This window comes from Citrobacter sp. RHBSTW-00017, assembly GCF_013797615.1.
GTDB classification, from domain to species: Bacteria; Pseudomonadota; Gammaproteobacteria; order Enterobacterales; family Enterobacteriaceae; genus Citrobacter; species Citrobacter braakii.
Genome location: NZ_CP056899.1, coordinates 2,313,589 through 2,338,837, shown reverse-complemented (window position 1 = coordinate 2,338,837; position 25,249 = coordinate 2,313,589). Strand labels below are relative to the sequence as shown.

At 50.5% G+C, this 25,249-nt stretch carries 16 protein-coding genes, 2 tRNA genes, 3 other RNA genes and 1 pseudogene; 11 read left to right on the top strand and 11 right to left on the bottom strand.

The window, feature by feature from the left end:
- Positions 1-102 precede the first annotated feature (102 nt).
- The gene (gene oppA / locus HV037_RS11315; RefSeq protein ID WP_016153271.1) at positions 103-1,734 is read right to left on the bottom strand and encodes an oligopeptide ABC transporter substrate-binding protein OppA; all 1,632 of its coding nucleotides are present in this window, start codon (positions 1,732-1,734) and stop codon (positions 103-105) included.
- Positions 1,735-2,506: 772 nt separating this feature from the next.
- The gene (ychE, locus tag HV037_RS11310; RefSeq protein WP_003020714.1) at positions 2,507-3,154 is read right to left on the bottom strand and encodes an NAAT family transporter YchE; all 648 of its coding nucleotides are present in this window, start codon (positions 3,152-3,154) and stop codon (positions 2,507-2,509) included.
- Between the two features lie 487 nt (positions 3,155-3,641).
- On the opposite strand from ychE, the gene adhE reads away from it, so the two are divergent.
- Positions 3,642-6,320: a bifunctional acetaldehyde-CoA/alcohol dehydrogenase gene (adhE, locus tag HV037_RS11305; protein ID WP_016153272.1), complete on the top strand. Its 2,679-nt coding sequence runs from the start codon at positions 3,642-3,644 to the stop codon at positions 6,318-6,320.
- Between the two features lie 239 nt (positions 6,321-6,559).
- On the opposite strand, the gene tdk is transcribed toward adhE, so the two are convergent.
- Entirely contained in the window at positions 6,560-7,177 is a 618-nt protein-coding gene (gene tdk / locus HV037_RS11300; RefSeq protein WP_019076935.1) for a thymidine kinase, read from the bottom strand.
- 623 nt (positions 7,178-7,800) lie between these two features.
- Between tdk and hns the strand changes: the two genes are divergently transcribed.
- Positions 7,801-8,214 carry a histone-like nucleoid-structuring protein H-NS gene (gene hns / locus HV037_RS11295; RefSeq protein WP_003020723.1) on the top strand — a complete coding sequence of 138 codons (414 nt, stop codon included), beginning with the start codon at positions 7,801-7,803 and terminating at the stop codon, positions 8,212-8,214.
- A 136-nt stretch (positions 8,215-8,350) separates the two neighbouring features.
- On the opposite strand, the gene galU is transcribed toward hns, so the two are convergent.
- The 3 genes and pseudogenes from galU to rssA all read right to left on the bottom strand — a co-directional run bounded on the left by galU (position 8,351) and on the right by rssA (position 11,481).
- A complete protein-coding gene (gene galU / locus HV037_RS11290) occupies positions 8,351-9,259 on the bottom strand; it encodes a UTP--glucose-1-phosphate uridylyltransferase GalU (RefSeq protein WP_016153274.1) in 909 nt (302 codons plus the stop codon).
- 204 nt (positions 9,260-9,463) lie between these two features.
- A pseudogene (gene rssB / locus HV037_RS11285) lies at positions 9,464-10,479 on the bottom strand (two-component system response regulator RssB).
- Positions 10,480-10,569: 90 nt separating this feature from the next.
- The gene (gene rssA / locus HV037_RS11280) at positions 10,570-11,481 is read right to left on the bottom strand and encodes a patatin-like phospholipase RssA (protein ID WP_016156731.1); all 912 of its coding nucleotides are present in this window, start codon (positions 11,479-11,481) and stop codon (positions 10,570-10,572) included.
- A gap of 111 nt (positions 11,482-11,592) precedes the next feature.
- Here rssA and HV037_RS11275 point away from each other — a divergent pair, with 111 nt between their 5' ends.
- From HV037_RS11275 to HV037_RS11245, 7 genes are all read left to right on the top strand, one after another.
- Positions 11,593-12,048 (top strand): YchJ family protein, encoded by a 456-nt coding sequence (locus tag HV037_RS11275; protein WP_029139563.1) that lies wholly within the window; start codon positions 11,593-11,595, stop codon positions 12,046-12,048.
- A gap of 55 nt (positions 12,049-12,103) precedes the next feature.
- Positions 12,104-12,946: a formyltetrahydrofolate deformylase gene (gene purU / locus HV037_RS11270; protein ID WP_016153278.1), complete on the top strand. Its 843-nt coding sequence runs from the start codon at positions 12,104-12,106 to the stop codon at positions 12,944-12,946.
- A 156-nt stretch (positions 12,947-13,102) separates the two neighbouring features.
- Positions 13,103-13,187, top strand: a tRNA-Tyr gene (locus tag HV037_RS11265).
- Positions 13,188-13,223: 36 nt separating this feature from the next.
- A tRNA-Tyr gene (locus tag HV037_RS11260) sits at positions 13,224-13,308 on the top strand.
- Between the two features lie 44 nt (positions 13,309-13,352).
- A non-coding RNA gene (locus HV037_RS11255) (RtT sRNA) lies at positions 13,353-13,484 on the top strand.
- A 44-nt stretch (positions 13,485-13,528) separates the two neighbouring features.
- A non-coding RNA gene (locus HV037_RS11250) (RtT sRNA) lies at positions 13,529-13,660 on the top strand.
- A gap of 43 nt (positions 13,661-13,703) precedes the next feature.
- Positions 13,704-13,835: non-coding RNA, RtT sRNA (locus HV037_RS11245), on the top strand.
- Positions 13,836-14,001: 166 nt separating this feature from the next.
- On the opposite strand, the gene narI is transcribed toward HV037_RS11245, so the two are convergent.
- From narI to HV037_RS11220, 5 genes are all read right to left on the bottom strand, one after another.
- Complete coding sequence (gene narI / locus HV037_RS11240) at positions 14,002-14,679, bottom strand: respiratory nitrate reductase subunit gamma (RefSeq protein WP_016153281.1); 678 nt, start codon at positions 14,677-14,679, stop codon at positions 14,002-14,004.
- Positions 14,679-15,389: a nitrate reductase molybdenum cofactor assembly chaperone gene (gene narJ / locus HV037_RS11235; protein ID WP_016153282.1), complete on the bottom strand. Its 711-nt coding sequence runs from the start codon at positions 15,387-15,389 to the stop codon at positions 14,679-14,681. The genes narI and narJ overlap by 1 nt, the downstream gene beginning before the upstream one ends.
- Positions 15,386-16,924 carry a nitrate reductase subunit beta gene (gene narH, locus HV037_RS11230; protein ID WP_003833388.1) on the bottom strand — a complete coding sequence of 513 codons (1,539 nt, stop codon included), beginning with the start codon at positions 16,922-16,924 and terminating at the stop codon, positions 15,386-15,388. Before narH ends, narJ begins: the two co-directional genes overlap by 4 nt.
- A complete protein-coding gene (locus tag HV037_RS11225) occupies positions 16,921-20,664 on the bottom strand; it encodes a nitrate reductase subunit alpha (protein ID WP_181500341.1) in 3,744 nt (1,247 codons plus the stop codon). Before HV037_RS11225 ends, narH begins: the two co-directional genes overlap by 4 nt.
- A gap of 396 nt (positions 20,665-21,060) precedes the next feature.
- Positions 21,061-22,452, bottom strand: coding sequence for a NarK family nitrate/nitrite MFS transporter (locus HV037_RS11220; RefSeq protein WP_016153284.1), 1,392 nt, complete (start codon positions 22,450-22,452; stop codon positions 21,061-21,063).
- Positions 22,453-22,792: 340 nt separating this feature from the next.
- Between HV037_RS11220 and narX the strand changes: the two genes are divergently transcribed.
- Together narX and narL are read left to right on the top strand one after the other, a co-directional pair.
- Positions 22,793-24,589: a nitrate/nitrite two-component system sensor histidine kinase NarX gene (narX, locus tag HV037_RS11215; RefSeq protein ID WP_181500340.1), complete on the top strand. Its 1,797-nt coding sequence runs from the start codon at positions 22,793-22,795 to the stop codon at positions 24,587-24,589.
- The gene (gene narL / locus HV037_RS11210; RefSeq protein ID WP_003020756.1) at positions 24,582-25,232 is read left to right on the top strand and encodes a two-component system response regulator NarL; all 651 of its coding nucleotides are present in this window, start codon (positions 24,582-24,584) and stop codon (positions 25,230-25,232) included. Before narX ends, narL begins: the two co-directional genes overlap by 8 nt.
- Positions 25,233-25,249 lie beyond the last annotated feature (17 nt).

Genomic DNA, 25,249 nt, shown 5'->3' with positions numbered 1-25,249 from the left:
TGTGCCTTTACACCTCTTCTACCCCGACGTTCAGGTAAAGCGGTGTTAATAGTTCGAAGAAAAAGACACTGTGGGGCAAAATGATTGCCCCACGTCTTGCCATTAATGCTTGATAATATACAAGTCTTTAACGTGGATATTATCCATCGGGTCTTTACCGGAGTATCCGCCAACCCATGGTTTTACCAGGCGGGCGTTAACATAGTAATAAACCGGTACAATCGCAGAATCTTTATCCAGCTGCTGTTCCGCTTTCGAATACAGTTCGCTGCGCTGCGCTTCATCAGTCACTTTCAGCGTATCCGCAATCAGCTTATCAAACGCCGGGCTCTTATAGTGGACGGTGTTGTTGGAGCTGTCAGACAGCACCATATTCAGGAAGGATGTTGGTTCGTTGTAATCCGCACACCAGCCCGCACGCGAAACATCATAGTTACCCTGATGGCGCGTATCGAGGAATGTTTTCCATTCCTGGTTTTCCAGCTTCACATTGGCGCCCAGATTTTTCTTCCAGATAGATGCCGCAGCGATGGCCAGCTTTTTATGCAGATCTGAGGTGTTATAGAGCAGGTCAAAGGTCAACGGTTTTTCAGCGGTATACCCGGCTTCAGCCAGCAGTTTTTTCGCTTCTTCATTACGTTTTTCCTGAGACCATTTGAACCACTCTGGTTCAACCAGTTTCGCGCCATCGGTGTAAGGAGGGGTAAAGCTATACGCCGGCAGGTCCCCCTGGTTTTTAACTTTGTTGACGATAATGTCACGATCCAACGCCAGTTTCAGGGCGGTACGAACACGAACATCGTTGAACGGTGCTTTCTGGTTGTTGATTTCGTAATAATAGGTGCACAGATACGGGTCAACGTGAACTTCGTTCGGGATCTCTTTTTTCAGTTTCTGGAATAACTCGATCGGCATGTTGTTATAGGTCATGTCGATTTCGCCGCTGCGATAGCGGTTAACGTCAGTCACTTCAGAAGAAATTGGCAGGTAGGTAACCTGGTTAATAACCGTTTTGGCGTTGTCCCAGTAGTTGGTGTTACGCTCAAGTACAATGCGCTCGTTGACCACCCAGTCTTTCAGCTTATAGGCGCCGTTGGTGACGATGTTAGCGGGCTGGGTCCATTTCTCACCGTATTTTTCAACCGCTGCTTTAGGAACCGGAGAAACGGATGAGTGCACAAGCAATTTGTAGAAATAAGGAACCGGCTCGCTCAGGGTGACTTCAAATGTATGATCGTCGAGAGCTTTGACACCGAGATCGGTGATCGGCTTTTTGCCGGCGATAATATCGTCAATATTGACAATGTGACCGTACTGTAAATAACTGGCGTACGGTGACGCGGTATTTGGATTAGCCAGGCGTTGCCAGCTATACACGAAATCTTGCGCGGTAACAGGCGTGCCGTCAGACCATTTAGCGTCTTTACGCAGATGGAATGTCCACACCTTAAAGTCTTTATTTTCCCACTTTTCAGCCACGCCAGGCGATGGTTTGCCATCGACATCGCTGATTAATAAACCTTCAAACAGGTCACGGTTGATATTGGATTCAGGTACACCTTCGATTTTATGTGGATCGAGTGACTGAACTTCCGAACCGTTATTACGCACCAGAGTCTGCTTTTCAGCAAGCTGCACACCTGCTGGCACAACTGCCGCCGTAGCAACATTCCCAGCGATTAGCGCAGTTAGGATCCCCGCAGCTACTAAACTTTTTTTAGTGATGTTAGTCATTGTGTTTGTACTCCCTCATTATTATGGCTGGTTTTTTAACCAGACTGTTAATCCTGTCAGGATCCCTGTACGGCACCGGAGATTTTCTGCCGTCAGGTAGTTTCTTGTTTTACTGCTTGCTATCACCGACTTTATTTATTTCTGGCGATTCGTATGATCGCCTTGCGTCGATTATCTACGTGCCTCCCCTGCCGGAAACACGCTATTACCCTGTTGAGAGAAACTAATTGAAAATGATTCTCATCAACGTGAATTCTTCTGCATAATACCTGGCCGGAAAGTATCAAATGCGTTTCTTAACCGCCAATACATTTTACAAATTTGTTAACCAATTCTCTTTTATTGGAAATAAATCTCACTAAAAAAGTCTTACGAATGAAAGATTATGACAATAAAACGATAAAAATCAATATATTGCATAACGCGCAGTGTTAACTCCCCAGTCTTGTGTCAACACCACGCCAAAATGCACATAAATTTAACAATTGGTTATTAATTAGCACATTCATCTAAAAAAAACGCTGAAATAACTAATAACATTTCGATAATCCTTCAGCAAGCCCCAGAGTATGATGTTAATAAAATAACAGTGACATCGGGATCCCTCTGGTGGACCATTGAGTGTTATATCCATAAAATAAATGAATAAATTAATGAATAACCATCAGATATTTTTATATTTCTATGCTGATTTTCAACTTTAGTGAGAAGTTTTACTAATAACGAAAGGAAACGGAGCCGAAAGAGGCTCCGTTGATGCCGAAGAGGAATATCAGGCAAGTAAACCGGGGAAAATGGACTTGATTCCAGTCACAATGAATTCGATCCCTAAGGCCATTAACAACAACCCCATAATACGCGTAATGACGTTGATACCGGTTTGGCCCAGCAGCCGTACCAGCCACGGTGCCATGCGAAAAAGTCCCCAACAGCACAGGGCAAACAACGCAATCGCCACAAAAAAACCAAACAGGTTAATCGCACTGTGATAACGCGTACCCCAAACAATAGTTGAGCTTATCGCCCCTGGCCCCGCCATAAGCGGCAATGCCAGCGGCACTACGCCGATACTTTCGCGGATTGCTGTTTCTGATTTTTCCTGTTTGTTTTGCTTATCTTCGCCCAGTTTTCCGCTAATCATCGACATTGCGATAGTCACCACCAGAATGCCGCCGGCAATCCTGAACGAATCTATCGAGATACCGAAGAGCTGAAGAATACCGTCACCAAGGAACAGCGAAGTCCACAGGATGATGGCAACCGACAGGTTTGCCGTAAGGTTGGTTTTATTTCGCGCAGCAGCCGTTTGATAGCTGGTCATACTGATAAAGACAGGGATGATCCCGACCGGGTTAACCAATGCGAATAACCCAATGAAAAATTTAAAATAGACAGGAAAATCAAATAGCGTTTGGATCACGGTTAGCTCCGAAGCGTTAGCCGGATAAAATGAGTCATAAAAATTGATAAAATCCGCGCTGAAGATACGCCTTTTGTCAGCATACTTCACCTTCTATCTGTGTATATCTACGTAAATACACTTCCAATACTTAGTGTTATTAATATGTATTAAATATGCTAATGTTAATAGCATTCATCCCACCAATTCATTAACACTTACCGATAAACGCTAAAAGGGCCTGCTGAAAGGTGTCAGCTTTGCGAAATTTTGATCCAGATCACGCAATTACTACTCAGAAGTGAGTAATCTTGCTTACGCCACCTGGAGGTAGCGCGTTAGAATTAAGTGGCGCTAGCGTATAAGCTCTTTTAGTAAATCAAGGTAAAGTGGACGTTAATTAACCGTTTGATTTTCAAAACGTTACACAAATTTTCGTCGATCTGTCTATACTCTCGTATCGAGCAGATGATTTACTAAAAAAGTTTAACATTATCAGGAGAGCATTATGGCTGTTACTAATGTCGCTGAACTTAACGCACTTGTAGAGCGCGTAAAAAAAGCCCAGCGTGAATATGCCAGTTTCACTCAAGAACAGGTTGACAAAATCTTCCGTGCCGCCGCTCTGGCTGCCGCAGACGCTCGAATCCCTCTCGCGAAAATGGCCGTTGCCGAATCTGGCATGGGCATCGTCGAAGATAAAGTGATTAAAAACCACTTTGCTTCCGAATACATTTATAACGCATATAAAGACGAAAAAACCTGTGGTGTGCTGGCTGAAGACCACACTTTCGGTACCATTACCATCGCTGAACCGATTGGTATCATCTGCGGTATCGTTCCAACCACTAACCCGACTTCTACTGCAATCTTCAAATCACTGATCAGCCTGAAGACGCGTAACGCCATCATCTTCTCTCCGCATCCGCGTGCAAAAGATGCCACTAACAAAGCGGCTGATATCGTTCTGCAGGCAGCAATTGCTGCTGGCGCACCGAAAGATCTGATCGGCTGGATCGATCAACCTTCCGTAGAACTGTCAAACGCGCTGATGCACCACCCGGACATCAACCTGATCCTTGCGACCGGTGGTCCAGGCATGGTTAAAGCAGCATACAGTTCCGGTAAACCGGCAATCGGTGTAGGCGCAGGTAACACCCCTGTGGTTATCGATGAAACCGCTGATATCAAGCGTGCTGTTGCATCTGTTCTGATGTCTAAAACCTTCGATAACGGCGTAATTTGTGCTTCTGAACAGTCCGTTGTTGTCGTTGACTCTGTATACGACGCAGTACGTGAGCGTTTCGCGACTCACGGCGGCTACATGCTGCAAGGCAAAGAGCTGAAAGCCGTTCAGGACGTTATCCTGAAAAATGGCGCGCTGAACGCGGCTATCGTTGGTCAGCCGGCATACAAAATTGCTGAACTGGCAGGCTTCTCCGTACCAGAAACCACTAAGATTCTGATCGGTGAAGTGACAGTTGTTGACGAAAGCGAACCGTTCGCTCACGAAAAATTGTCTCCGACGCTGGCAATGTACCGTGCGAAAGACTTCGAAGACGCCGTTATTAAAGCTGAAAAACTGGTTGCGATGGGCGGTATCGGTCATACCTCTTGCCTGTACACCGACCAGGACAACCAGCCAGAACGTGTTGCTTACTTCGGTCAGATGATGAAAACCGCACGTATCCTGATTAACACCCCAGCTTCTCAGGGTGGTATCGGTGACCTGTACAACTTTAAACTCGCGCCTTCCCTGACTCTGGGTTGTGGTTCCTGGGGTGGTAATTCCATCTCTGAAAACGTTGGTCCTAAGCACCTGATCAACAAGAAAACCGTTGCTAAGCGAGCTGAAAACATGTTGTGGCACAAACTTCCGAAATCTATCTACTTCCGTCGTGGCTCTCTGCCAATCGCACTGGATGAAGTGATTACCGATGGTCACAAACGTGCGCTGATCGTGACCGACCGCTTCCTGTTTAACAATGGCTATGCTGACCAGATCACCTCCGTGCTGAAAGCTGCTGGCGTTGAAACCGAAGTGTTCTTTGAAGTTGAAGCTGACCCAACTCTGACCGTTGTACGCAAAGGTGCTGAGCTGGCTAACTCCTTTAAACCAGACGTGATCATCGCGCTGGGTGGCGGTTCCCCGATGGACGCCGCGAAAATCATGTGGGTTATGTACGAACACCCAGAAACCCACTTCGAAGAACTGGCATTGCGCTTTATGGACATCCGTAAACGTATCTACAAGTTCCCGAAAATGGGCGTAAAAGCGAAGATGGTTGCCGTCACCACCACTTCCGGTACTGGCTCTGAAGTTACTCCGTTTGCGGTTGTTACTGACGATGCAACTGGTCAGAAATACCCGCTGGCAGACTATGCGCTGACTCCGGACATGGCGATTGTTGACGCAAACCTGGTGATGGATATGCCTAAGTCCCTGTGTGCGTTCGGTGGTCTGGATGCCGTCACTCATGCTCTGGAAGCTTACGTATCCGTGCTGGCTTCTGAGTTCTCCGACGGTCAGGCTCTGCAAGCGCTGAAACTGCTGAAAGAAAACCTGCCAGCGTCCTACCACGAAGGTTCTAAGAACCCGGTAGCGCGTGAGCGTGTACACAGTGCAGCAACCATCGCCGGTATTGCGTTTGCTAACGCCTTCCTGGGCGTATGTCACTCCATGGCGCACAAGCTGGGTTCTCAGTTCCACATTCCTCATGGTCTGGCGAACGCCCTGCTGATCAGCAACGTTATTCGTTATAACGCGAACGACAACCCGACTAAACAGACTGCATTCAGCCAGTACGACCGTCCGCAGGCTCGTCGTCGCTACGCTGAAATCGCAGACCATCTGGGTCTGAGCGCACCGGGCGACCGTACTGCTGCAAAAATCCAGAAACTGCTGGGCTGGCTTGACGAAATCAAAGCTGAACTGGGTATTCCTAAGTCTATCCGTGAAGCTGGCGTTCAGGAAGCTGACTTCCTGGCACACGTGGACAAACTGTCTGAAGATGCGTTTGATGACCAGTGTACTGGTGCTAACCCGCGTTACCCGCTGATTTCTGAACTGAAACAGATCCTGATGGATACCTACTACGGTCGTGAATACAGCGAAGATCAAACCGCCGTTAAGACTGAAGCAGTAGCAGCGCCGAAAGCTGAGAAAAAAGCGAAGAAATCCGCTTAATTCATCCAGATAAGTTTTAGTTTCACCATAAACGGTCCCAAATTGGGGCCGTTTTTTTTTTACATCTTTCGTTATCAGAATCGATACATGACCAATTCAGCGACGTGTAAAGGATGGACCTGTAAAAGGATGCTTAGGAGGATGCGAGAATAGCGTCAGGAGAGTGTCTGACAGGGTAGCGAACATTAGCGAATGTCGTAGCCTACCCTGTGCTAATAAGCGCCCAGAAGCGCGTAGAGTTAATCGTGGTTGTGTCGTTCTTGTATCGCCGTCAGAGAGCCCTCAGACTGTGCTTGCTTATAATGCTTACGGCATACCGATACATAGCGTTCGTTCCCGCCAATCACCACCTGTTCGCCCTCGTTATAAGGTCGTCCTGCCTGATCAAGACGCAACACCATGCTGGCCTTACGCCCACAGAAACAAATGGTTTTTAATTCAACCAGTTTATCTGACCACGCCAACAGGTATTCGCTGCCGCCAAATAACTCACCACGAAAATCGGTACGCAAGCCGTAGCACAACACGGGAATATCCAGCTGATCGACAACTTCAGATAATTCATAAACCTGCTGTCGAGTCAGAAACTGCGACTCATCAACCAGTACACAGTGAATTCTTTGCTGCTCATTCTCAGCCCGAATCTCTTCGAACAATGATGAATTTTGGTTAAACAATTTTGCAGGTGACGACAGACCTATACGTGAACTTACTTTTCCGGCACCAAAGCGGTCATCAATTTCCGCTGTATATACCACGGCACGCATCCCACGTTCCTGATAATTGTACGAAGATTGCAGCAATGCAGTCGACTTACCGGCATTCATTGCAGAATAGTAAAAATATAGCTGTGCCATTGACCGTAGGCCCTCACCCGGGGAAATAAATATGGGCAGGATTGTAGCATATTTCACGAACGTGTCGGTGTAGCGTTGCCTGCATAGGCGTATAAATAGGCGTTCAGACTCGCTCAGTGTCGCCTAAATAACCGATCCTTTAAGTGACATGGGAGCGCTAGTACACTCCAGTCATAGCCCAGGCAGCCTGAAACTGGACGGGTATATACACACTCTTTCACAAATAGTGCTCATGAAATTTATCCATACCTCTTATCTTCTTACGGCAATAAAGAAACCCTTCCCTTATTGTTATTGAATCTACCCACTGTCGCCATGTATTAGCGAATTCATGTAAGCAAAACTAATACAAAAGGTTGAAATCACTGCAAAGAGATACTATTTGTACACCATAAAATGTGACCTGAATCTTGAATTTTTACTCTCAGCCGCTGAGAAGCCCCCTCACCAATAAGCCTTTTTTATGCCCAACGTCGCGGTGAATTTAAGACAGATGAATTAATTCTGATACTAAATAAAGCGCAATTTTGAATTCCTTACATTCCTGGCTATTGCACAACTGAATTTATCGCTCTATTATTAGCTCAACAAACCACCCCCAATATAAGTTTGAGATTACTACAATGAGCGAAGCACTTAAAATTCTGAACAACATCCGTACTCTTCGTGCGCAGGCAAGAGAATGTACTCTGGAAACGCTTGAAGAAATGCTGGAAAAATTAGAAGTTGTTGTTAGCGAGCGCCGTGAAGAAGAAAGCGCTGCAGCTGCTGAAGTTGAAGAACGTACTCGTAAACTGCAACAATATCGTGAAATGCTGATCGCTGACGGCATTGACCCGAACGAACTGCTGAATAGCATGGCTGCTGTTAAATCTGGCACCAAAGCTAAACGCGCTGCACGTCCGGCTAAATATAGCTATGTTGACGAAAACGGTGAAACTAAAACCTGGACTGGTCAGGGTCGTACACCGGCAGTGATCAAAAAAGCGATGGAAGAACAAGGTAAACAACTGGACGATTTCTTAATCAAGGAATAATTCAGAAATAGTTTGCTTAAAATCCCGCCACTGGCGGGATTTTTTTACCTGTACTTCGCACAGTCCCTACCCAGTTCAGGTATAAAAAAACGGTGCTGGATTAACAGCACCGTTCAGACCTGATAATACCAGCAGGTTACTTCTTAATACCCATCTCATCTTCCAGCCAGGCTTTAAATTCAGCGCCGAGAGTATTATGGCGAATACCATATTCAACGAACGCCTGCATATAGCCCAGCTTATTACCACAGTCATGGCTTTTGCCCTTCATGTGATAAGCTTCAACCGTTTCTTTTTCAATCAGCATATCGATAGCATCAGTCAGCTGAATTTCGTCACCGGCTCCCGGAGGCGTTTTTGCCAGCAGAGGCCAGATATCCGCGCTAAGGACGTAACGCCCCACGACGGCCAGATTAGATGGCGCCACATTCGCTTTCGGCTTTTCAACAACGCCAACCATCGGTACGCTTTCGCCCGGCGCTAATTCAACGCCTTTACAATCAACAACACCATAAGCGGTAACATCTTCTACCGGCTCAACCATAATCTGGCTGCTGCCTGTTTCATCGAAACGATGAATCATTTCGGCAAGGTTGTCGCGTGATAAATCAGATTCGTATTCGTCAAGAATGACGTCCGGCAAGATAACCGCAACGGGCTCATCGCCAACCACCGGGTGCGCGCACAATACCGCGTGGCCCAGACCTTTGGCCAGTCCCTGACGCACCTGCATAATAGTGACATGTGGCGGACAAATAGATTGCACTTCTTCCAGAAGCTGGCGTTTTACACGTTTTTCCAGCATAGCTTCAAGTTCAAAGCTGGTATCGAAGTGGTTTTCAATCGAATTTTTAGACGAGTGAGTTACAAGTACAATTTCAGTGATGCCCGCAGCAATACATTCGTTTACGACGTACTGAATTAATGGCTTATCAACCAACGGTAGCATCTCTTTCGGGATTGCTTTCGTAGCCGGTAACATCCTGGTTCCTAATCCCGCAACCGGGATAACGGCCTTTTTGACTTTTGAATTAAGGGCAGCCATTTAAAACTCTCCTGGACTGTTCATGTATTGAACGTGTTCATCAATCTGTATCGCATCCAAGTATATCAGTACCGCGACAAGCTTCTGGTCTGAAAAGGACGCGCGTCGGTATAATTAAGATAAATACGAATAAATCTGGCGCTGATAGTAGCACTCACAGCATGAGGGGGGTGAGCCAATTTCATTCTCACTCCACTCGGTTGTTCATTCTGCAGACAACATCAGGCGCAGCCGACCACCGGCCCCCCAAATTTGGCATTGCCAGGATTCGCAACGTTGGCTCAGTTGATTAAGATACGCATTCCCTAAGGTTCCCAACGGAACGCCATTGCTGATTTGTACATTGTGGGAACCTGTATTTAATGTCGCATTCAGCCCTGCTGATACCAGAATCAGGTTTTTTAATCCGCTGTGGTAATAACCCACCAGCAAAGGGAATTGTCCGGGCAAATTAGCCTGGCGCAATAAATGGTTAACCTGTTTCAATAACGCACCGAGCTCCGGCAATCGTTGATTTTGATGCGCGAGCTGTTCCTGCAGCAAACCGTTAAATAGCGCCCGCAGTAACAATGCAGCCAGAACACCATTATCCCCTGCCCGCGTCACATCCAGACAATAAAACGCAAGGTCATGGTCCGATAGCGGTGCAATATCCAGTACCAGCCCCGGCTGATCGGCGGCTACCAATTGACGATAGTTGATCCGACATCGTGAAATAACTTGCGACACAGGAGGCTGTAATTCTTGCAACAGCTTTGCTGCAGCGGCGGGATCACCAACCATAGCATCCCAGTCGCGAAACAGCCGCTCTTCTTCTTCCACGCGTGAATTAAACATATTCGGATACAGACACGCAAAGACGGTTTCGCGCAGGCGGTTCAGGTCCTTTACCGGCTTTTTAGCAGCACATCATCCACACCCAATCGCAGTGCTTTGGCTATATCAGACATGTTTTCCGTCGCTGATATCACCAGGATGGGGGTCTGATCGCCACGATTACGCAGATACTCTACTAGCTTAAGGCCGTTCATTCGTGGCATAGCCAGGTCGCAGATAATCAGGTCGGGGTTAAAGTGCCCGAGTAATTCAAGTGCTTCAAGTCCATCGCCAGCTACCGCCGTTGTCGCTCCCAAAGAGGAAAACCATGAGTCCATGAGTGAGCGAAATACCGGCTCATCCTCAACGATAAGAATCTGTTTTCCGACCAATGGCTGCGTCATATTCTCCCCCCTGACTGGCTTTAGTAAATAGTGGCATGCTATTGCTACTCACGCCTGTCAGAATTTGCTTAAGTGTTGATAAAAAATGCGTTAGATGTTGGTTTTCACCAGGGGTAGAAGCTCATCCATTTTCTTCTCGACCGCCAGTTGTCCAGCAGCAATTGCTGCGCTGGCGCGGTGAAAATCCAGCGTGGATATTTGCGGACAAAACGGCTGAATCAGGATGTCTGGCGGGTCACCGGCCATGCGGTTACGTTTCAGACGGTTTTCCAGAACCTGAATAGAAGTCGTCATGATCTCCATCGCCGTCGGCGCGGTTACCGCACGCCTGGCCGTTATGTTGCTCAAGCGCTCTTTCAGTCGGGCACGCCATGAAAGCGCGTCGACATCATCACCCGTTTCGGCATCACTGCTGACGTTGAAGGAGAGTAAATCTTGCTGCATAAGATGCGCATCGTGTTGCAGATCGACGGCAATAACGATGTCAGCGCCCAGCGCGCGAGTTAAGGATACAGGAACGGGATTCACCACCGCGCCATCGACCAGCCAGTAACCATTATGCGCTACAGGGGACATCAGACCAGGAATACTGCAGGAGGCCCGAACAGCCAGGTGCAAATCACCTTCCGTGAACCAGAGCTCCCGACCCGTACTCAGATTAGTAGCCACAGTTGCGAAACGGCGAGTGCATTGCTCAATTGCTTCTACCGGCATGACATTACGGTACTGATTGAATACCCGTTCACCACGCAGTAAACCGCCCCTGCGCCACGAGAGATCCATCAGACGTAAGACATCCCAATAGCTGAAAGAACAAACCCATTGTTCGAGAGCAGGTAACTTATTGCATGCGTAGGCTGCACCAACAAGCGAACCAATGGAACACCCTGCCACAATATCAACATCAATGCCCATATGCTTTAGGGCCTTAATAACGCCAATATGCGACCAACCTCGCGCCGCGCCGGAACCTAGCGCCAGCCCAATTTTTATTTTTCTCATTGTACGTACAAACTTCCCCTGGCTTGCAGACGTAGCAACATCGCTACCGCTCAGTTAACATAGTGCTACCTTGGCGTTTTTACGCCGTTTTTTTATTCCAGGGAGTACTTTGTGTCTCAGCTTTGTCCCTGTGGTAGCGCTGTCGAGTATAGCCTATGTTGCTACCGTTATGTGTCTGGCGCGCAAGTAGCACCTACGCCGTCACATCTCATGCGTTCTCGTTACTGTGCTTTTGTGATGAAAGACGCAGATTACCTTATCAAGACCTGGCATCCGGACTGTCATGCAGCCGAGTTTCGCGACGACATTATCGCAGGATTTAGCCACACTGAATGGCTCGGGCTGACCGTTTTTGAACAACAAACGGCAGACACAGAAAATATCGGCTATGTCAGCTTTGTTGCGCGATTTTCTGAACAAGGTAAAACAGGTGCAATTATCGAGCGCTCTCGTTTTTTAAAAGAAAACGGTCAGTGGTACTATATAGACGGTACACGCCCTCAAATTGGACGAAACGATACCTGCCCTTGTGGCTCCGGTAAAAAATTTAAAAAGTGCTGCGGCTAATCAACGCCCGACAGTATCAATTTTGCAAACATTCTCAACAGGATCACCGCTGCAAATGCATTCATTACAACGAAAAGTGCTGCGTACTATTTGCCCGGACCAAAAAGGTCTGATCGCGCGCATTACGAATATCTGTTACAAGCATGAACTGAACATCGTGCAGAACAATGAGTTCGTGGACCACCGTACCGGGCGCTTTTTTATGCGTACCGAACTGGAGGGTATTTTTAACGACGTCACGCTGCTTGCCGATCTGGATAGTGCCCTTCCAGATGGCTCCATTCGTGAATTAACGCCAGCAGGACGCCGCCGTATCGTCATTTTGGTCACCAAAGAAGCACATTGTCTGGGTGATCTGTTAATGAAGGCCAATTATGGCGGGCTGGATGTTGAAATCGCCGCTGTGATCGGCAACCACGAGACGCTGCGACCTTTGGTTGAGCGGTTTGATATCCCGTTTGAGCTGGTCAGCCACGAAGGTTTAACGCGTGACGAACATGATCTGAAAATGGCTGACGCTATCGACGCGCACCAACCTGACTATGTCGTGCTGGCAAAATACATGCGCGTTCTGACGCCAACATTTGTTTCACGCTTCCCGAATAAGATTATCAATATTCACCATTCATTCCTGCCAGCGTTTATTGGCGCTCGCCCTTACCATCAGGCTTATGAGCGCGGCGTGAAGATCATCGGTGCGACAGCCCACTACGTGAATGATAACCTTGATGAAGGCCCAATCATTATGCAGGACGTAATTCATGTGGATCACACCTACACCGCGGAAGACATGATGCGTGCGGGCCGCGACGTTGAGAAAAATGTATTAAGCCGCGCGCTGTATCAGGTTCTGGCTCAACGCGTCTTTGTTTACGGTAACCGAACGATTATTCTGTAATCGATTGATAATTGAATTGGTTACCTTTACATCTTTACGCGTAAAAATCAGGCAACCAGTTCTTTTTTATCAACGGAATACTTTACAGGGGCGCATCATTTGATATGATGCGCCCCGCTTCCAACGGAAGCAGGCCAGTAACTAGCATTACCCCGTGGTGGGGTTCCCGAGCGGCCAAAGGGAGCAGACTGTAAATCTGCCGTCATCGACTTCGAAGGTTCGAATCCTTCCCCCACCACCATTCATTCCGATAGATTCATAAAATTAGTATACCCCTGGTGGGGTTCCCGAGCGGCCAAAGGGAGCAGACTGTAAATCTGCCGTCATCGACTTCGAAGGTTCGAATCCTTCCCCCACCACCATCACCTCATAAAGCACCTGTATCAAATCCATCTGTTATGCCTCATATTCTGCCCAGACGGGAAGGATGAGAAGCTTCGACTAAGGTTCGATTCGAGCGTTAGCGAGAAAGCGTTGCCGCAGGCAACGACCCGAAGGGCGAAGCGCACCGCGCTGAGTAATCCTTCCCCCACCACCATCACCTCATAAAGCACCTATATCAAATCCATCTGTTATGCCTCATATTCTGCCCAGACGGGAAGGATGAGAAGCTTCGACTAAGGTTCGATTCGAGCGTTAGCGAGAAAGCGTTGCCGCAGGCAACGACCCGAAGGGCGAAGCGCACCGCGCTGAGTAATCCTTCCCCCACCACCATCACTTCATAAAGCCCTGTATCAAATCCATCTGTTATGCCTCATATTCTGCCCAGACGGGAAGGATGAGAAGCTTCGACTAAGGTTCGATTCGAGCGTTAGCGAGAAAGCGTTGCCGCAGGCAACGACCCGAAGGGCGAAGCGCACCGCGCTGAGTAATCCTTCCCCCACCACCATCACCCCATAAAGCACCAGCATCCCATCCATCTGTAATGCCCCATACCCGACCCTCGATCAAGCCTCAATTCGGGTCGGCAATTTACCTGATGCACAATGCTTATCCGGCAATTAGTCGTAAAAAAACCCCGCCGGAGCGGGGTTTTGTCTTACACAGATAACCGATTAATGACGCGCACGAACAATCTGGTATTTGCGCGTCAGATATTCGACCGGAACGCTCCAGATGTGCACCAGACGCGAGAACGGGAACAACAGGAACAGCGTCATACCCAGCACCAGGTGCATACGGAAAATGAACGCGACGCCATCCAGATATTGAGACGCACCACCCTGGAAGGTCACCACTGTCTGCGCCCAGTTCACCAGCTTCATCATCTCGCTGCCGTCCATATGCTGGGCGGAGAACGGAATGGTCAGCAGGCCCAGCGCACACTGGATCACCAGCAGGGAGAGGATCAGAATGTCCGCTCCGGTAGTGGTCGCCCGCACACGTGGGCTGAACAGGCGGCGTTTCAGCAGCAGAACGCCGCCAATCAAACACATCACACCACTGGCACCACCCGCGAACATCGCCATCTTTTGTTTCACTTCAAGCGGCAGCCACGCTTCATACATCCAGTGTGGTGTCAGCATGCCAAGGAAGTGCCCGGCAAAAATCCCCAGGATCCCGATGTGGAACAGGTTTGACGCCAGGTTCATCCCTTTGCGATCCAGCATCTGACTGGAAGCCGCGCGCCAGGTATACTGCCCATAGTCATAACGCAGCCAACTGCCAATCAGAAAGACAGAACCCGCGATGTATGGATAGATGTCAAAGAAGAACGTATTCAGGAAGTGCATTATTGCTGTCCTCCGGTGGTGATATTCAGATACTGCGGCGCAACAGCCCCGGCAAAACGACGCTGGTGAGCGGAAATTTCCGACTCACCACACCCCTGATCGGCGAAGAATTTCACCTGCTCTTCTTCCCAGACCGCATCCAGCGCTTGTGGGGTATCGTCACGCGCTTCATCTGCAATTTTTTCAGCCACTTTATCGCTGTCGATAACGGTATTCGCCAGTTTTAACAGCAGATCGAACAGCACCGCATAACGGCTTTCACGCTGTTGCAAGCGAGCGCTGAGCAGCGCCAGAATCGGCGCGATATCCTGTAACCCCCCTAATGCTTCGCTTTTCGGCAACTGCGCAAGGTATTCCAGATACAGCGGCAGATGATCGGGAAGTTCGCGGCTGTCGAGCTGCAGACCGTGCTGTTCATACTGCGCCATCAGGTCAACCATAGCCTGACCACGATCGCGGGACTCGCCGTGTACATGTTCAAACAGCAGCAACGAGGTGGCGCGGCCACGGTCAAACAGTTCGCTATAGCTTGCCTGCACATCCAGCATGTCCTGCGCGGTGAGATCGCGCAGGAAAATGCCCAGAGTCTGGGCATCCTCTTTATCCAGGTTCTCAGATGACGCGAGTGCATCGAAAAGTTCCTGCTGATGCTGCCACAAGGCAGCATCCGGGTACTCGAGCAGACGCGAAACAATGACAAGTTCAATCATTGGTGCGGCTCCGTTTTGCTGGTCACATCGACAGCGTCGATGCGGCGGCTGTTGAACAGATTGAATTTAGTATCAGAACCGTGGCAACCGTCACCGAAGGTAAAGCCACAACCGCTTTTCTCCGGGAACGCGTCACGCGCCAGTTCACGATGGCTGCTCGGTACCACGAAACGATCTTCGTAGTTAGCAATCGCCAGATAACGATACATTTCCTGTGCCTGCGCTTCGCTTAAGCCCACCTCTTCCAGCGCACGGGTATCAACTTTACCGTCAACGGTTTCCGCACGTTTGTAGTGACGCATCGCCAGCATACGTTTCAGCGCCAACAGTACCGGCTGAGTGTCGCCTGCGGTCAGCAGGTTCGCCAGGTACTGAACCGGGATACGCAGACTGTCAACGTCCGGCAGAATACCGTTGCTGCCCAGCTCGCCCGCATCGGCGGCAGACTGGATCGGTGACAAAGGCGGCACGTACCAGACCATCGGTAGCGTGCGGTATTCCGGATGCAGCGGCAGCGCCAGCTTCCAGTCCATCGCCATTTTGTAAACCGGCGACTGCTGTGCAGCATCAATGACGCTCAGCGGAATACCATCTTTCAGCGCTTGTTCAATAACAGCCGGATCGTTTGGATCGAGGAACACGTCCAGTTGACGCTGGTACAGATCTTTCTCGTGCTCCGTGCTTGCCGCACTTTCGATCGCATCTGCGTCATACAGCAGTACGCCGAGGTAACGAATACGGCCTACGCAGGTTTCGGAACAAACGGTCGGCTGACCGGCTTCGATACGCGGGTAGCAGAAAATGCACTTCTCAGATTTCCCGCTCTTCCAGTTGAAGTAGATCTTCTTATACGGGCAGCCAGTGATACACATACGCCAGCCGCGACATTTATCCTGGTCGATCAGCACGATGCCATCTTCTTCACGCTTGTAGATAGCGCCGCTTGGGCAGGTCGCCACGCACGCCGGGTTAAGGCAATGCTCACACAAACGCGGCAGATACATCATGAAGGTATTTTCGAACTGACCGTACATCGCCTTCTGCATGTTTTCGAAGTTCTGGTCTTTGGCGCGTTTTTCGAACTCGCCCCCCAGAATTTCTTCCCAGTTCGGACCGCTGGTGATTTTATCCATCCGCTGACCGGTGATCAGCGAACGCGGACGGGCAATCGGCTGCGCCTTACTGTCTGCTGGGGCGTTGTGCAACGTTTGGTAGTCAAAATCAAACGGCTCATAGTAATCATCCATGCCCGGCAGATGCGGGTTAGCAAAGATTTTACCCAGCAGCAGTGCTTTGTTACCCATGCGCGGCTGCAGCTTGCCATTGATTTTACGGATCCAACCGCCCTTCCATTTTTCCTGGTTTTCCCAGTCGTTCGGGAAGCCAACGCCAGGCTTACTTTCGACGTTGTTGAACCAGGCGTACTCCATACCTTCACGGCTGGTCCAGACGTTTTTGCAGGTCACTGAACAGGTGTGGCAGCCGATGCACTTATCGAGATTCAGCACCATGCCGACTTGTGAACGAATTTTCATTTTACGCTCTCCTGTACCTGGTCATTGCCTTCGCCATCCAACCAGTTAATGTTCTTCATCTTACGTACAACTACGAACTCATCGCGGTTTGAACCGACGGTACCGTAGTAGTTAAAGCCGTATGCCAGTTGCGCATAACCACCGATCATGTGAGTTGGTTTCGGCGTAATACGGGTTACCGAGTTGTGGATCCCGCCGCGCTGCTGGGTGATTTCAGAACCCGGCAGGTTAACAATACGTTCCTGCGCGTGGTACATCATGGTCATCCCGGCCGGCACACGCTGGCTGACAACTGCACGCGCCGTCAGCGCCCCGTTGCTGTTGAAGACTTCGATCCAGTCGTTATCTTCGATACCCAGATCCTTCGCATCAACTTCACTCATCCACACAATCGGACCACCGCGAGACAGCGTCAGCATCAGCAGGTTGTCGCTGTAGGTGGAGTGGATACCCCATTTCTGGTGCGGCGTCAGGAAGTTGAGCGCTTTTTCCGGGTTACCGTTAGATTTCTCGCCGATCACCGCTTTCACCGAACGGGTGTCGATTGGCGGACGATACACCAGCAGGCTCTCACCGAAGTCACGCATCCACTGGTGATCCTGATACAACTGCTGGCGACCAGACAGCGTACGCCATGGGATCAGCTCATGAACGTTGGTATAACCGGCGTTATAAGACACATGTTCATCTTCCAGACCTGACCAGGTCGGACTGGAGATAATTTTGCGCGGCTGCGCCTGGATGTCGCGGAAACGAATTTTTTCGTCTTCTTTATTCAGCGCCAGATGCGTATGGTCACGACCGGTAAATTCACTCAGCGCCGCCCAGGCTTTAACGGCAACCTGACCGTTAGTTTCCGGAGCCAGCGTCAGGATCATCTCAGCAGCATCAATGGCGGTATCCAGCATCGGTTGGCCTTTCGCCGGACCGTCAGCCTTGGTGTAGTTGAGCTTACGCAGCAGATCCATTTCGCTCTGGGTGTTCCAGGCAATCCCTTTACCGCCGTTACCGATTTTTTCCATCAATGGACCGATGGAGGTGAAACGCTCGTACGTTGCCGGATAATCACGCTCAACGGTCATGATGTGCGGCGCCGTAACACCTGGAATCAGGTCGCATTCCCCTTTTTTCCAGTCCTTCACGTCCAGCGGCTGCGCCAGTTCAGCGGCGGAGTCGTGCTGTATCGGCAGCGTAACGACGTCGGTTTCTTTACCGAGGTGGCCCACACAAACTTCAGAGAATTTCTTGGCGATGGCTTTATAGATTTCCCAGTCGCTCTTCGATTCCCAGGCCGGGTCAACGGCCGCAGACAGAGGATGAATAAACGGATGCATATCCGAGGTATTCATGTCGTCTTTTTCATACCAGGTAGCGGTCGGCAGCACGATATCGGAATACAGACAGGTACTCGACAGGCGGAAGTCCAGCGTAACGACCAGATCCAGTTTGCCGTCCAGTCCGTTATCCTGCCATTCCACTTCTTCTGGCTTCACGCCGCTCTGCTGGCCGAGATCTTTGCCCTGAATACCATGTTCAGTACCCAGCAGATACTTGAGCATGTACTCGTGGCCTTTACCGGAAGAACCGAGCAGGTTTGAACGCCAGATAAACAGGTTACGCGGATGGTTTTTACCGTTTTCCGGCTGCTCTGCCGCAAAGCGAATAGAACCTTCTTTCAGGGATTTAACGGTGTAGTCCACCGGCGTCATACCTGCTTTCTGCGCTTCTTTCGCGATATACAGCGGGTTAGTCCCTAACTGCGGCGCAGACGGTAACCAGCCCATACGTTCAGCGCGAACGTTAAAGTCAATCAAATGACCGCTATAGCGGGATTTGTCTGCCATCGGGGACAGCAGTTCCTGCGCAGTCACCGTCTCATAGCGCCATTGGCTGGAGTGGTTATAGAAGTAGGAGGTGCTGTTCATATGACGAGGCGGACGCTGCCAGTCAAGAGCAAACGCCAGCGGCTGCCAGCCGGTTTGCGGACGCAGTTTTTCCTGCCCTACGTAGTGGGCCCAGCCGCCGCCGCTCTGGCCGATACAGCCACAGAACACCAGCATATTGATCAGGCCACGATAGTTCATATCGAGGTGGTACCAGTGGTTCAAACCGGCGCCGACGATAATCATCGAACGACCGTGCGTTTTATCTGCGTTATCCGCAAATTCACGGGCGATGCGTACAATCTGAGAACGTGATACGCCTGTAATTTTTTCTGCCCACGCTGGCGTGTACGCTTTCACGTCATCGTAGCTGGTCGCGCAGTTTTCATCGTTCAGACCACGTTCCAGGCCGTAGTTGGCCATAGTCAGATCGTAAACGGTGGTCACCAGCGCCGTCGATCCATCGGCCAGTTGCAGGCGTTTAACGGGCAATTTATGCAGCAGAATGTTTTCCAGTTCGACTTTACTGAAGTGCTCGGTGCCTTCGCCACCAAAGTACGGGAAGCCCACTTCAGCGATATCATCCTGGCTACCCAGCAGGCTGAGCTGCAGTTCGGTTTCATCACCGGACGTGCCGTCGCGCTGCTCAAGATTCCATTTGCCTTTTTCGCCCCAACGGAAACCAATTGAACCGTTTGGCGCAACCATTTCGCCGTTGCTGTTGATAGCGACAGTTTTCCATTCCGGGTTATTTTCCTGCCCCAGAGAGTCAACCAGATCCGCAGCACGCAGCATACGACCAGCAGCATAGTAGCCGTCGCGCTCTTCGAGCATCACCAGCATTGGCATGTCGGTATAACGACGAACGTAGTCGGTGAAATATTGGCTCGGGTTATCGAGGTGGAACTCGCGCAGCATGACATGACCCATCGCCATTGCCATCGCCGCATCGGTTCCCTGCTTCGGAGCCAGCCACAGGTCGCACAGTTTGGCGATTTCTGCGTAGTCCGGGGTAATTGCTACTGTTTTGGTGCCTTTATAACGAACTTCAGTAAAGAAGTGCGCATCCGGGGTACGGGTCTGCGGCACGTTAGAGCCCCATGCCAGAATGTAGCTGGAGTTATACCAGTCGGCAGATTCCGGTACGTCGGTCTGCTCGCCCCAGGTCTGCGGGGAAGCTGGCGGCAGGTCACAGTACCAGTCATAGAAGCTCAGGCAGGTCCCGCCAATCAGCGACATATAACGTGCGCCGGACGCATAAGAAACCATCGACATCGCCGGGATCGGCGAGAAGCCTGCGACGCGGTCAGGACCATAGGTTTTGATGGTGTAAACGTTAGATGCGGCAATCAGCTCATTCACTTCCTGCCAGGAAGAACGAACGAATCCACCACGACCACGCGCTTGTTTGAAGCTTTTCGCTTTATCGGCGTCTTCGATAATGGATGCCCATGCTTCTACCGGATCGCTGTGCAGTCTTTTTGCTTCACGCCACATCTTCATCAGACGTTTGCGCATCAGCGGGTATTTCAGACGGTTAGCGCTGTAGAGATACCATGAATAGCTTGCACCACGCGGGCAGCCGCGAGGCTCGTGGTTGGGCATATCTGGACGAGTGCGTGGGTAGTCAGTTTGCTGGGTTTCCCAGGTCACCAGACCATTTTTCACATAGATTTTCCAGCTGCATGAGCCAGTGCAGTTTACACCGTGGGTTGAACGCACGATTTTGTCATGCTGCCAACGCTGGCGGTATCCATCCTCCCAGTCCCTGTTGGTATTGAGAAGCTGGCCGTGCCCATCGGCAAAGGTTTCGCCCTTCTGCTTGAAGTAGCGAAACCGGTCCAGGAATTTACTCATCGGTTTTCTCCTGTAGGAGCCTGACGGCTCTCTGATAAATCGACATTGCTTGATTGAGAGCGAAGGTAACGCTCTGAAAGGGCGTGAGAATTGATAACGATCAAGGCAGGCAGGGATGAAAATTGAGGGTCGATTTTCACATACCCCCTTAGTGGGATATCGATAAATCAATCAACATATTGAATTTTATTGAGTTTTTTAAACTCACTTATCATACAAATGTTAAATTCTTTATAAGTGGGTATTAAGGGGTATCCCCCCTGTTTAGCATATTACGAGCACCGTTCTAACAGGCTGTTGTCGCGTCACAATATAAAAGTATGTTGTAACTAATGGCGGGCAAAAAAAAGCGCGGTCTAACACCGCGCAATGGATAATCAACAGTTACTACTTTTTTTACTTTTTAGAATGACGTCCGTACACCGCCCAGGTGATAACCACACAGGCGACATAGAAGATCAGGAATACTTTCATCGCATCGACCGGAGAGCCAGTTAATGCCAGGGACGTACCGAATGCTTTCGGGATAAAGAAGCCGCCGATCGCACCAATAGCTGAGATAAAGCCCAGCGCCGCCGCGGTGTCGGTCGCCGCCTCGCGCATCGCTTTCTCTTCTGAACCGCCTTCAGCTTTCACTCTGTCCATCGTCAGCTTGCGAAAGATAACGGAGATCATCTGGAAGGTTGAACCACTCCCCAGACCAGCCGTCAGGAACAGCGCCAGGAACACCGCAAAGAAGGCGATAAAGTTGCCACCGACACCGTTTGATGGCAGCGTCAGGAACAGTAAGGCACTGAAAATAGCCATCAGCACGAAGTTCACCAGCGTTACGCGGGTCCCCCCCAGCCGGTCAGAGATTGCGCCGCCTGCTGAACGAGCCAGAGCGCCAATTAACGGTCCAAAGAAGGCGTAATGCAGGATCTGTACCTCAGGAAACTGCGTTTTTGACAGCATCGCGAAACCGGCAGAGAAACCGATAAATGAACCGAAGGTTGCCAGATACAGCAGGCTCATAATCCACAGGTGCCCGCGTTTCAGCACCGGCAGTTGCTCTTTCAGCGAAGCTTTTGAGGTTGCCAGTTCATTCATACCAAACCATGCGGCCAGCGTTAATACAGCCAGGAACGGGACCCAAATCCATGCGGCGTTTGCCAGATACAGTTGCGTACCATCCGGTTGTTCAACACCCTGGCTGCCAAATGCGGCAAAGATTGACAGTGAAACCACCAGCGGAGCGACCAACTGCATCACGCTGACGCCCATGTTACCCAAACCACCGTTCAGACCCAGCGCGCCGCCCTGTTTCTGTTTTGGAAAGAAGAAGCTGATGTTTGCCATGCTGGAGGCAAAGTTCGCGCCGGCAAAACCGCACAACAGCGAGATAATGATAAAGGTACTAAATGGCGTGGAGGTATCCTGCACCGCAAAACCTAACCATACGCAAGGAATGATCAGGATACCGGTGCTGAACGCCGTCCAGCGACGTCCACCAAACAGGGGGACCATAAAGGAGTACGGTACACGCAGCAGCGCGCCGGACACCGAAGGTAATGCCGTCAGCATGAACAGTTGTTCAGTGGTGAAATCAAATCCGACTTTCGGTAAGTTCACCGCCACGGCGCTAAATAACATCCACACGCAAAACGCCAGCAGCAAGCAAGGGACGGAAATCCACAGGTTACGGCTGGCGATTCGATGACCACGCTGCTGCCAGAAGGCGGGATCTTCCGGCCGCCATTCAGTAATTACAGCTCCAGATGCCCTTTCCGGGGCAGATGAGTGACTCATAGACACCTCTGATACTTGTTTCGATGCCTGCCACATTAGGGTTTACAGCTGGAGGTAAGTTGATATAAATCAAAGGAAAAGGTGTCATTATTGATGTCTGAAATTTATCATCATCCTAAATGAGTACATAACTTCGGTAAAAAAGATGTGGTTTTTCACGCTTCTGTCGTCCCCTACTCCCCCTCGTTTAGGATCTCTCCCTCTGGCGGCAATTAAGGGGTAGCCCGTTTGAGGTATGGGTATACTCCGGTGTATCGCCGAGAATAACGCCACTGCCTGCAGCAGAATCGTCATTCAATAAGGTTTTCGGTTTTACGAAAACCCGAAGGAACAAGTCACCATGTTTAAACGTTGTCTTTCCCCGCTTACGCTGGTCAACCAGGTGGCGCTGATTGTTTTATTGTCTACTGCCATCGGCGTGGCGGGTATGGCAGTCTCTGGCTGGCTGGTTCAGGGCGTTCAGGGTAGCGCGCATGCAATCAACAAAGCGGGATCGCTGCGCATGCAAAGCTATCGCCTGCTGGCGGCCATACCGCTGGACGCCAACGATCAACCACTGCTGGATGAAATGGAGCAAACGGCGTTTAGCCCGGAATTGACGCGTGCCGCGCAGCGTGACGGACAACAGGCGCAGTTAAAAGCCTTACAGGATTACTGGCACACCAAACTGGTACCGGGGCTTGCGCATGCGCAAACGCCTGATGCGGTAGCGCAGGATGTCAGGCGCTTTGTGGGCGGACTGGATAAGCTGGTCACCGCCTTTGACCATACCACCGAATTACGCATTGAACGCGTCGTTCTGCTGCATCGCCTGATGGCCGTATTTATGGCGTTGCTGCTGGTCTTCACCATTATCTGGCTGCGCGTGCGCCTGTTACAGCCGTGGAAACAACTGCTGGCGATGGCGCGAGCCGTCAGTCAACGTGATTTTACCCAACGCGCACATATCAGTGGACGTAATGAGATGGCAGCGCTGGGCTCGGCGCTGAATAATATGTCGGAAGAACTGGCCGAAAGTTACGCGGTGCTGGAACAGCGGGTACAGGAGAAAACGGCGGGTCTGGAGCACAAAAATCAGATCCTCTCTTTCCTGTGGCAAGCCAACCGCCGCCTGCACTCTCAGGTGCCGTTGTGCGAACGCCTCTCTCCGGTACTGAACGGTCTGCAAAATTTGACCCTGCTGCATGATATTGAACTGCGGGTCTATGACCTGGAAGATGAAGATAATCATCAGGAATTTACCTGCCAGTCCAATGTCAGCTGTGATGAGAAAGGCTGCCATTTGTGTCCGCGCGGTACGCTACCCGCCATTGACGGCGGTATCACACTGAAATGGCGGCTAACCGACGCCCATACTCAGTATGGTATCCTGCTCGCGACTTTGCCGTACGGACGCCATCTCAGCCACGATCAGCAGCAACTGGTTGATACCCTGGTTGAGCAACTGACCGCAACGCTTGCACTCGACAGGCATCAGGAGCGTCAGCAGCAGTTGATCGTGATGGAAGAGCGTGCCACCATTGCGCGCGAACTTCATGATTCTATTGCACAATCGCTCTCCTGTATGAAGATGCAGGTGAGCTGTTTGCAGATGCAGGGCGATGCGCTTTCAGATAACTGCCGCGAGCTGCTCAGTCAGATTCGTAACGAGCTAAACGCTTCCTGGGCGCAACTGCGCGAGCTGTTAACGACCTTCCGTTTACAGCTGACGGAACCTGGGTTGAGACCGGCGCTGGAAGCCAGCTGTCAGGAATACAGCGCGCGTTTTGGCTTTACGGTTAAGCTGGATTATCAGCTGCCACCGCGTCTGGTCCCTTCGCATCAGGCGATTCACCTGCTACAAATTGCGCGCGAAGCCCTGAGCAACGCCCTCAAACACTCTCAGGCCGATGAAGTGGTCGTGACGGTGGTGCAAAATGGTAAGCAGGTCAAACTAACAGTGCAAGATAACGGCTGCGGCGTACCGGAAAACGCCGAACGCAGTAACCACTACGGCATGATAATCATGCGCGACCGTGCGCAGAGCTTGCGCGGCGATTGCCGTGTACGCCGTCGCGAGACAGGCGGTACTGAAGTTGCTGTCACTTTTATTCCCGAAACAAACTTCACAGAAGTCCAAGGAGATACCCATGAGTAATCTGGAACCGGCAACCATCCTGTTGATCGACGATCATCCGATGCTGCGAACCGGTGTAAAACAGCTTGTCAGCATGGCGCCCGATATCACCGTTGTCGGCGAAGCCAGCAATGGTGAGCAGGGTATCGAGCTGGCAGAATCCCTTGATCCCGATCTGATCCTTCTTGATCTCAACATGCCCGGCATGAACGGTCTGGAAACACTCGACAAGCTGCGTGAGAAATCACTGTCAGGCCGTATCGTCGTGTTTAGCGTATCCAACCATGAAGAAGACGTGGTTACTGCACTGAAGCGCGGTGCCGACGGTTATCTACTGAAAGATATGGAGCCGGAAGATTTGCTGAAAGCATTGCAGCAAGCGGCTGCCGGTGAAATGGTGCTGAGCGAAGCCTTAACGCCGGTTCTGGCCGCCAGCCTACGCGCCAATCGCGCAACGTCCGACCGTGATGTTACCCAACTGACGCCGCGCGAACGCGATATTCTTAAGCTCATCGCCCAGGGCCTGCCTAACAAGATGATCGCTCGCCGCCTGGACATCACCGAAAGCACGGTAAAAGTTCACGTGAAGCATATGCTGAAGAAAATGAAGCTCAAATCACGTGTTGAAGCCGCGGTATGGGTGCACCAGGAACGTATTTTCTGATAACGCGCGCATGCGTC

What these genes read in the sequence shown, in the direction of transcription:
- oppA (WP_016153271.1), bottom strand. Translation starts at nt 1,734, where the DNA reads ATGACTAACATCACTAAAAAAAGTTTAGTAGCTGCGGGGATCCTAACT.
- adhE (WP_016153272.1), top strand. Translation starts at nt 3,642, where the DNA reads ATGGCTGTTACTAATGTCGCTGAACTTAACGCACTTGTAGAGCGCGTA.
- tdk (WP_019076935.1), bottom strand. Translation starts at nt 7,177, where the DNA reads ATGGCACAGCTATATTTTTACTATTCTGCAATGAATGCCGGTAAGTCG.
- hns (WP_003020723.1), top strand. Translation starts at nt 7,801, where the DNA reads ATGAGCGAAGCACTTAAAATTCTGAACAACATCCGTACTCTTCGTGCG.
- galU (WP_016153274.1), bottom strand. Translation starts at nt 9,259, where the DNA reads ATGGCTGCCCTTAATTCAAAAGTCAAAAAGGCCGTTATCCCGGTTGCG.
- rssA (WP_016156731.1), bottom strand. Translation starts at nt 11,481, where the DNA reads ATGAGAAAAATAAAAATTGGGCTGGCGCTAGGTTCCGGCGCGGCGCGA.
- purU (WP_016153278.1), top strand. Translation starts at nt 12,104, where the DNA reads ATGCATTCATTACAACGAAAAGTGCTGCGTACTATTTGCCCGGACCAA.
- narI (WP_016153281.1), bottom strand. Translation starts at nt 14,679, where the DNA reads ATGCACTTCCTGAATACGTTCTTCTTTGACATCTATCCATACATCGCG.
- narJ (WP_016153282.1), bottom strand. Translation starts at nt 15,389, where the DNA reads ATGATTGAACTTGTCATTGTTTCGCGTCTGCTCGAGTACCCGGATGCT.
- narH (WP_003833388.1), bottom strand. Translation starts at nt 16,924, where the DNA reads ATGAAAATTCGTTCACAAGTCGGCATGGTGCTGAATCTCGATAAGTGC.
- HV037_RS11225 (WP_181500341.1), bottom strand. Translation starts at nt 20,664, where the DNA reads ATGAGTAAATTCCTGGACCGGTTTCGCTACTTCAAGCAGAAGGGCGAA.
- HV037_RS11220 (WP_016153284.1), bottom strand. Translation starts at nt 22,452, where the DNA reads ATGAGTCACTCATCTGCCCCGGAAAGGGCATCTGGAGCTGTAATTACT.
- narX (WP_181500340.1), top strand. Translation starts at nt 22,793, where the DNA reads ATGTTTAAACGTTGTCTTTCCCCGCTTACGCTGGTCAACCAGGTGGCG.
- narL (WP_003020756.1), top strand. Translation starts at nt 24,582, where the DNA reads ATGAGTAATCTGGAACCGGCAACCATCCTGTTGATCGACGATCATCCG.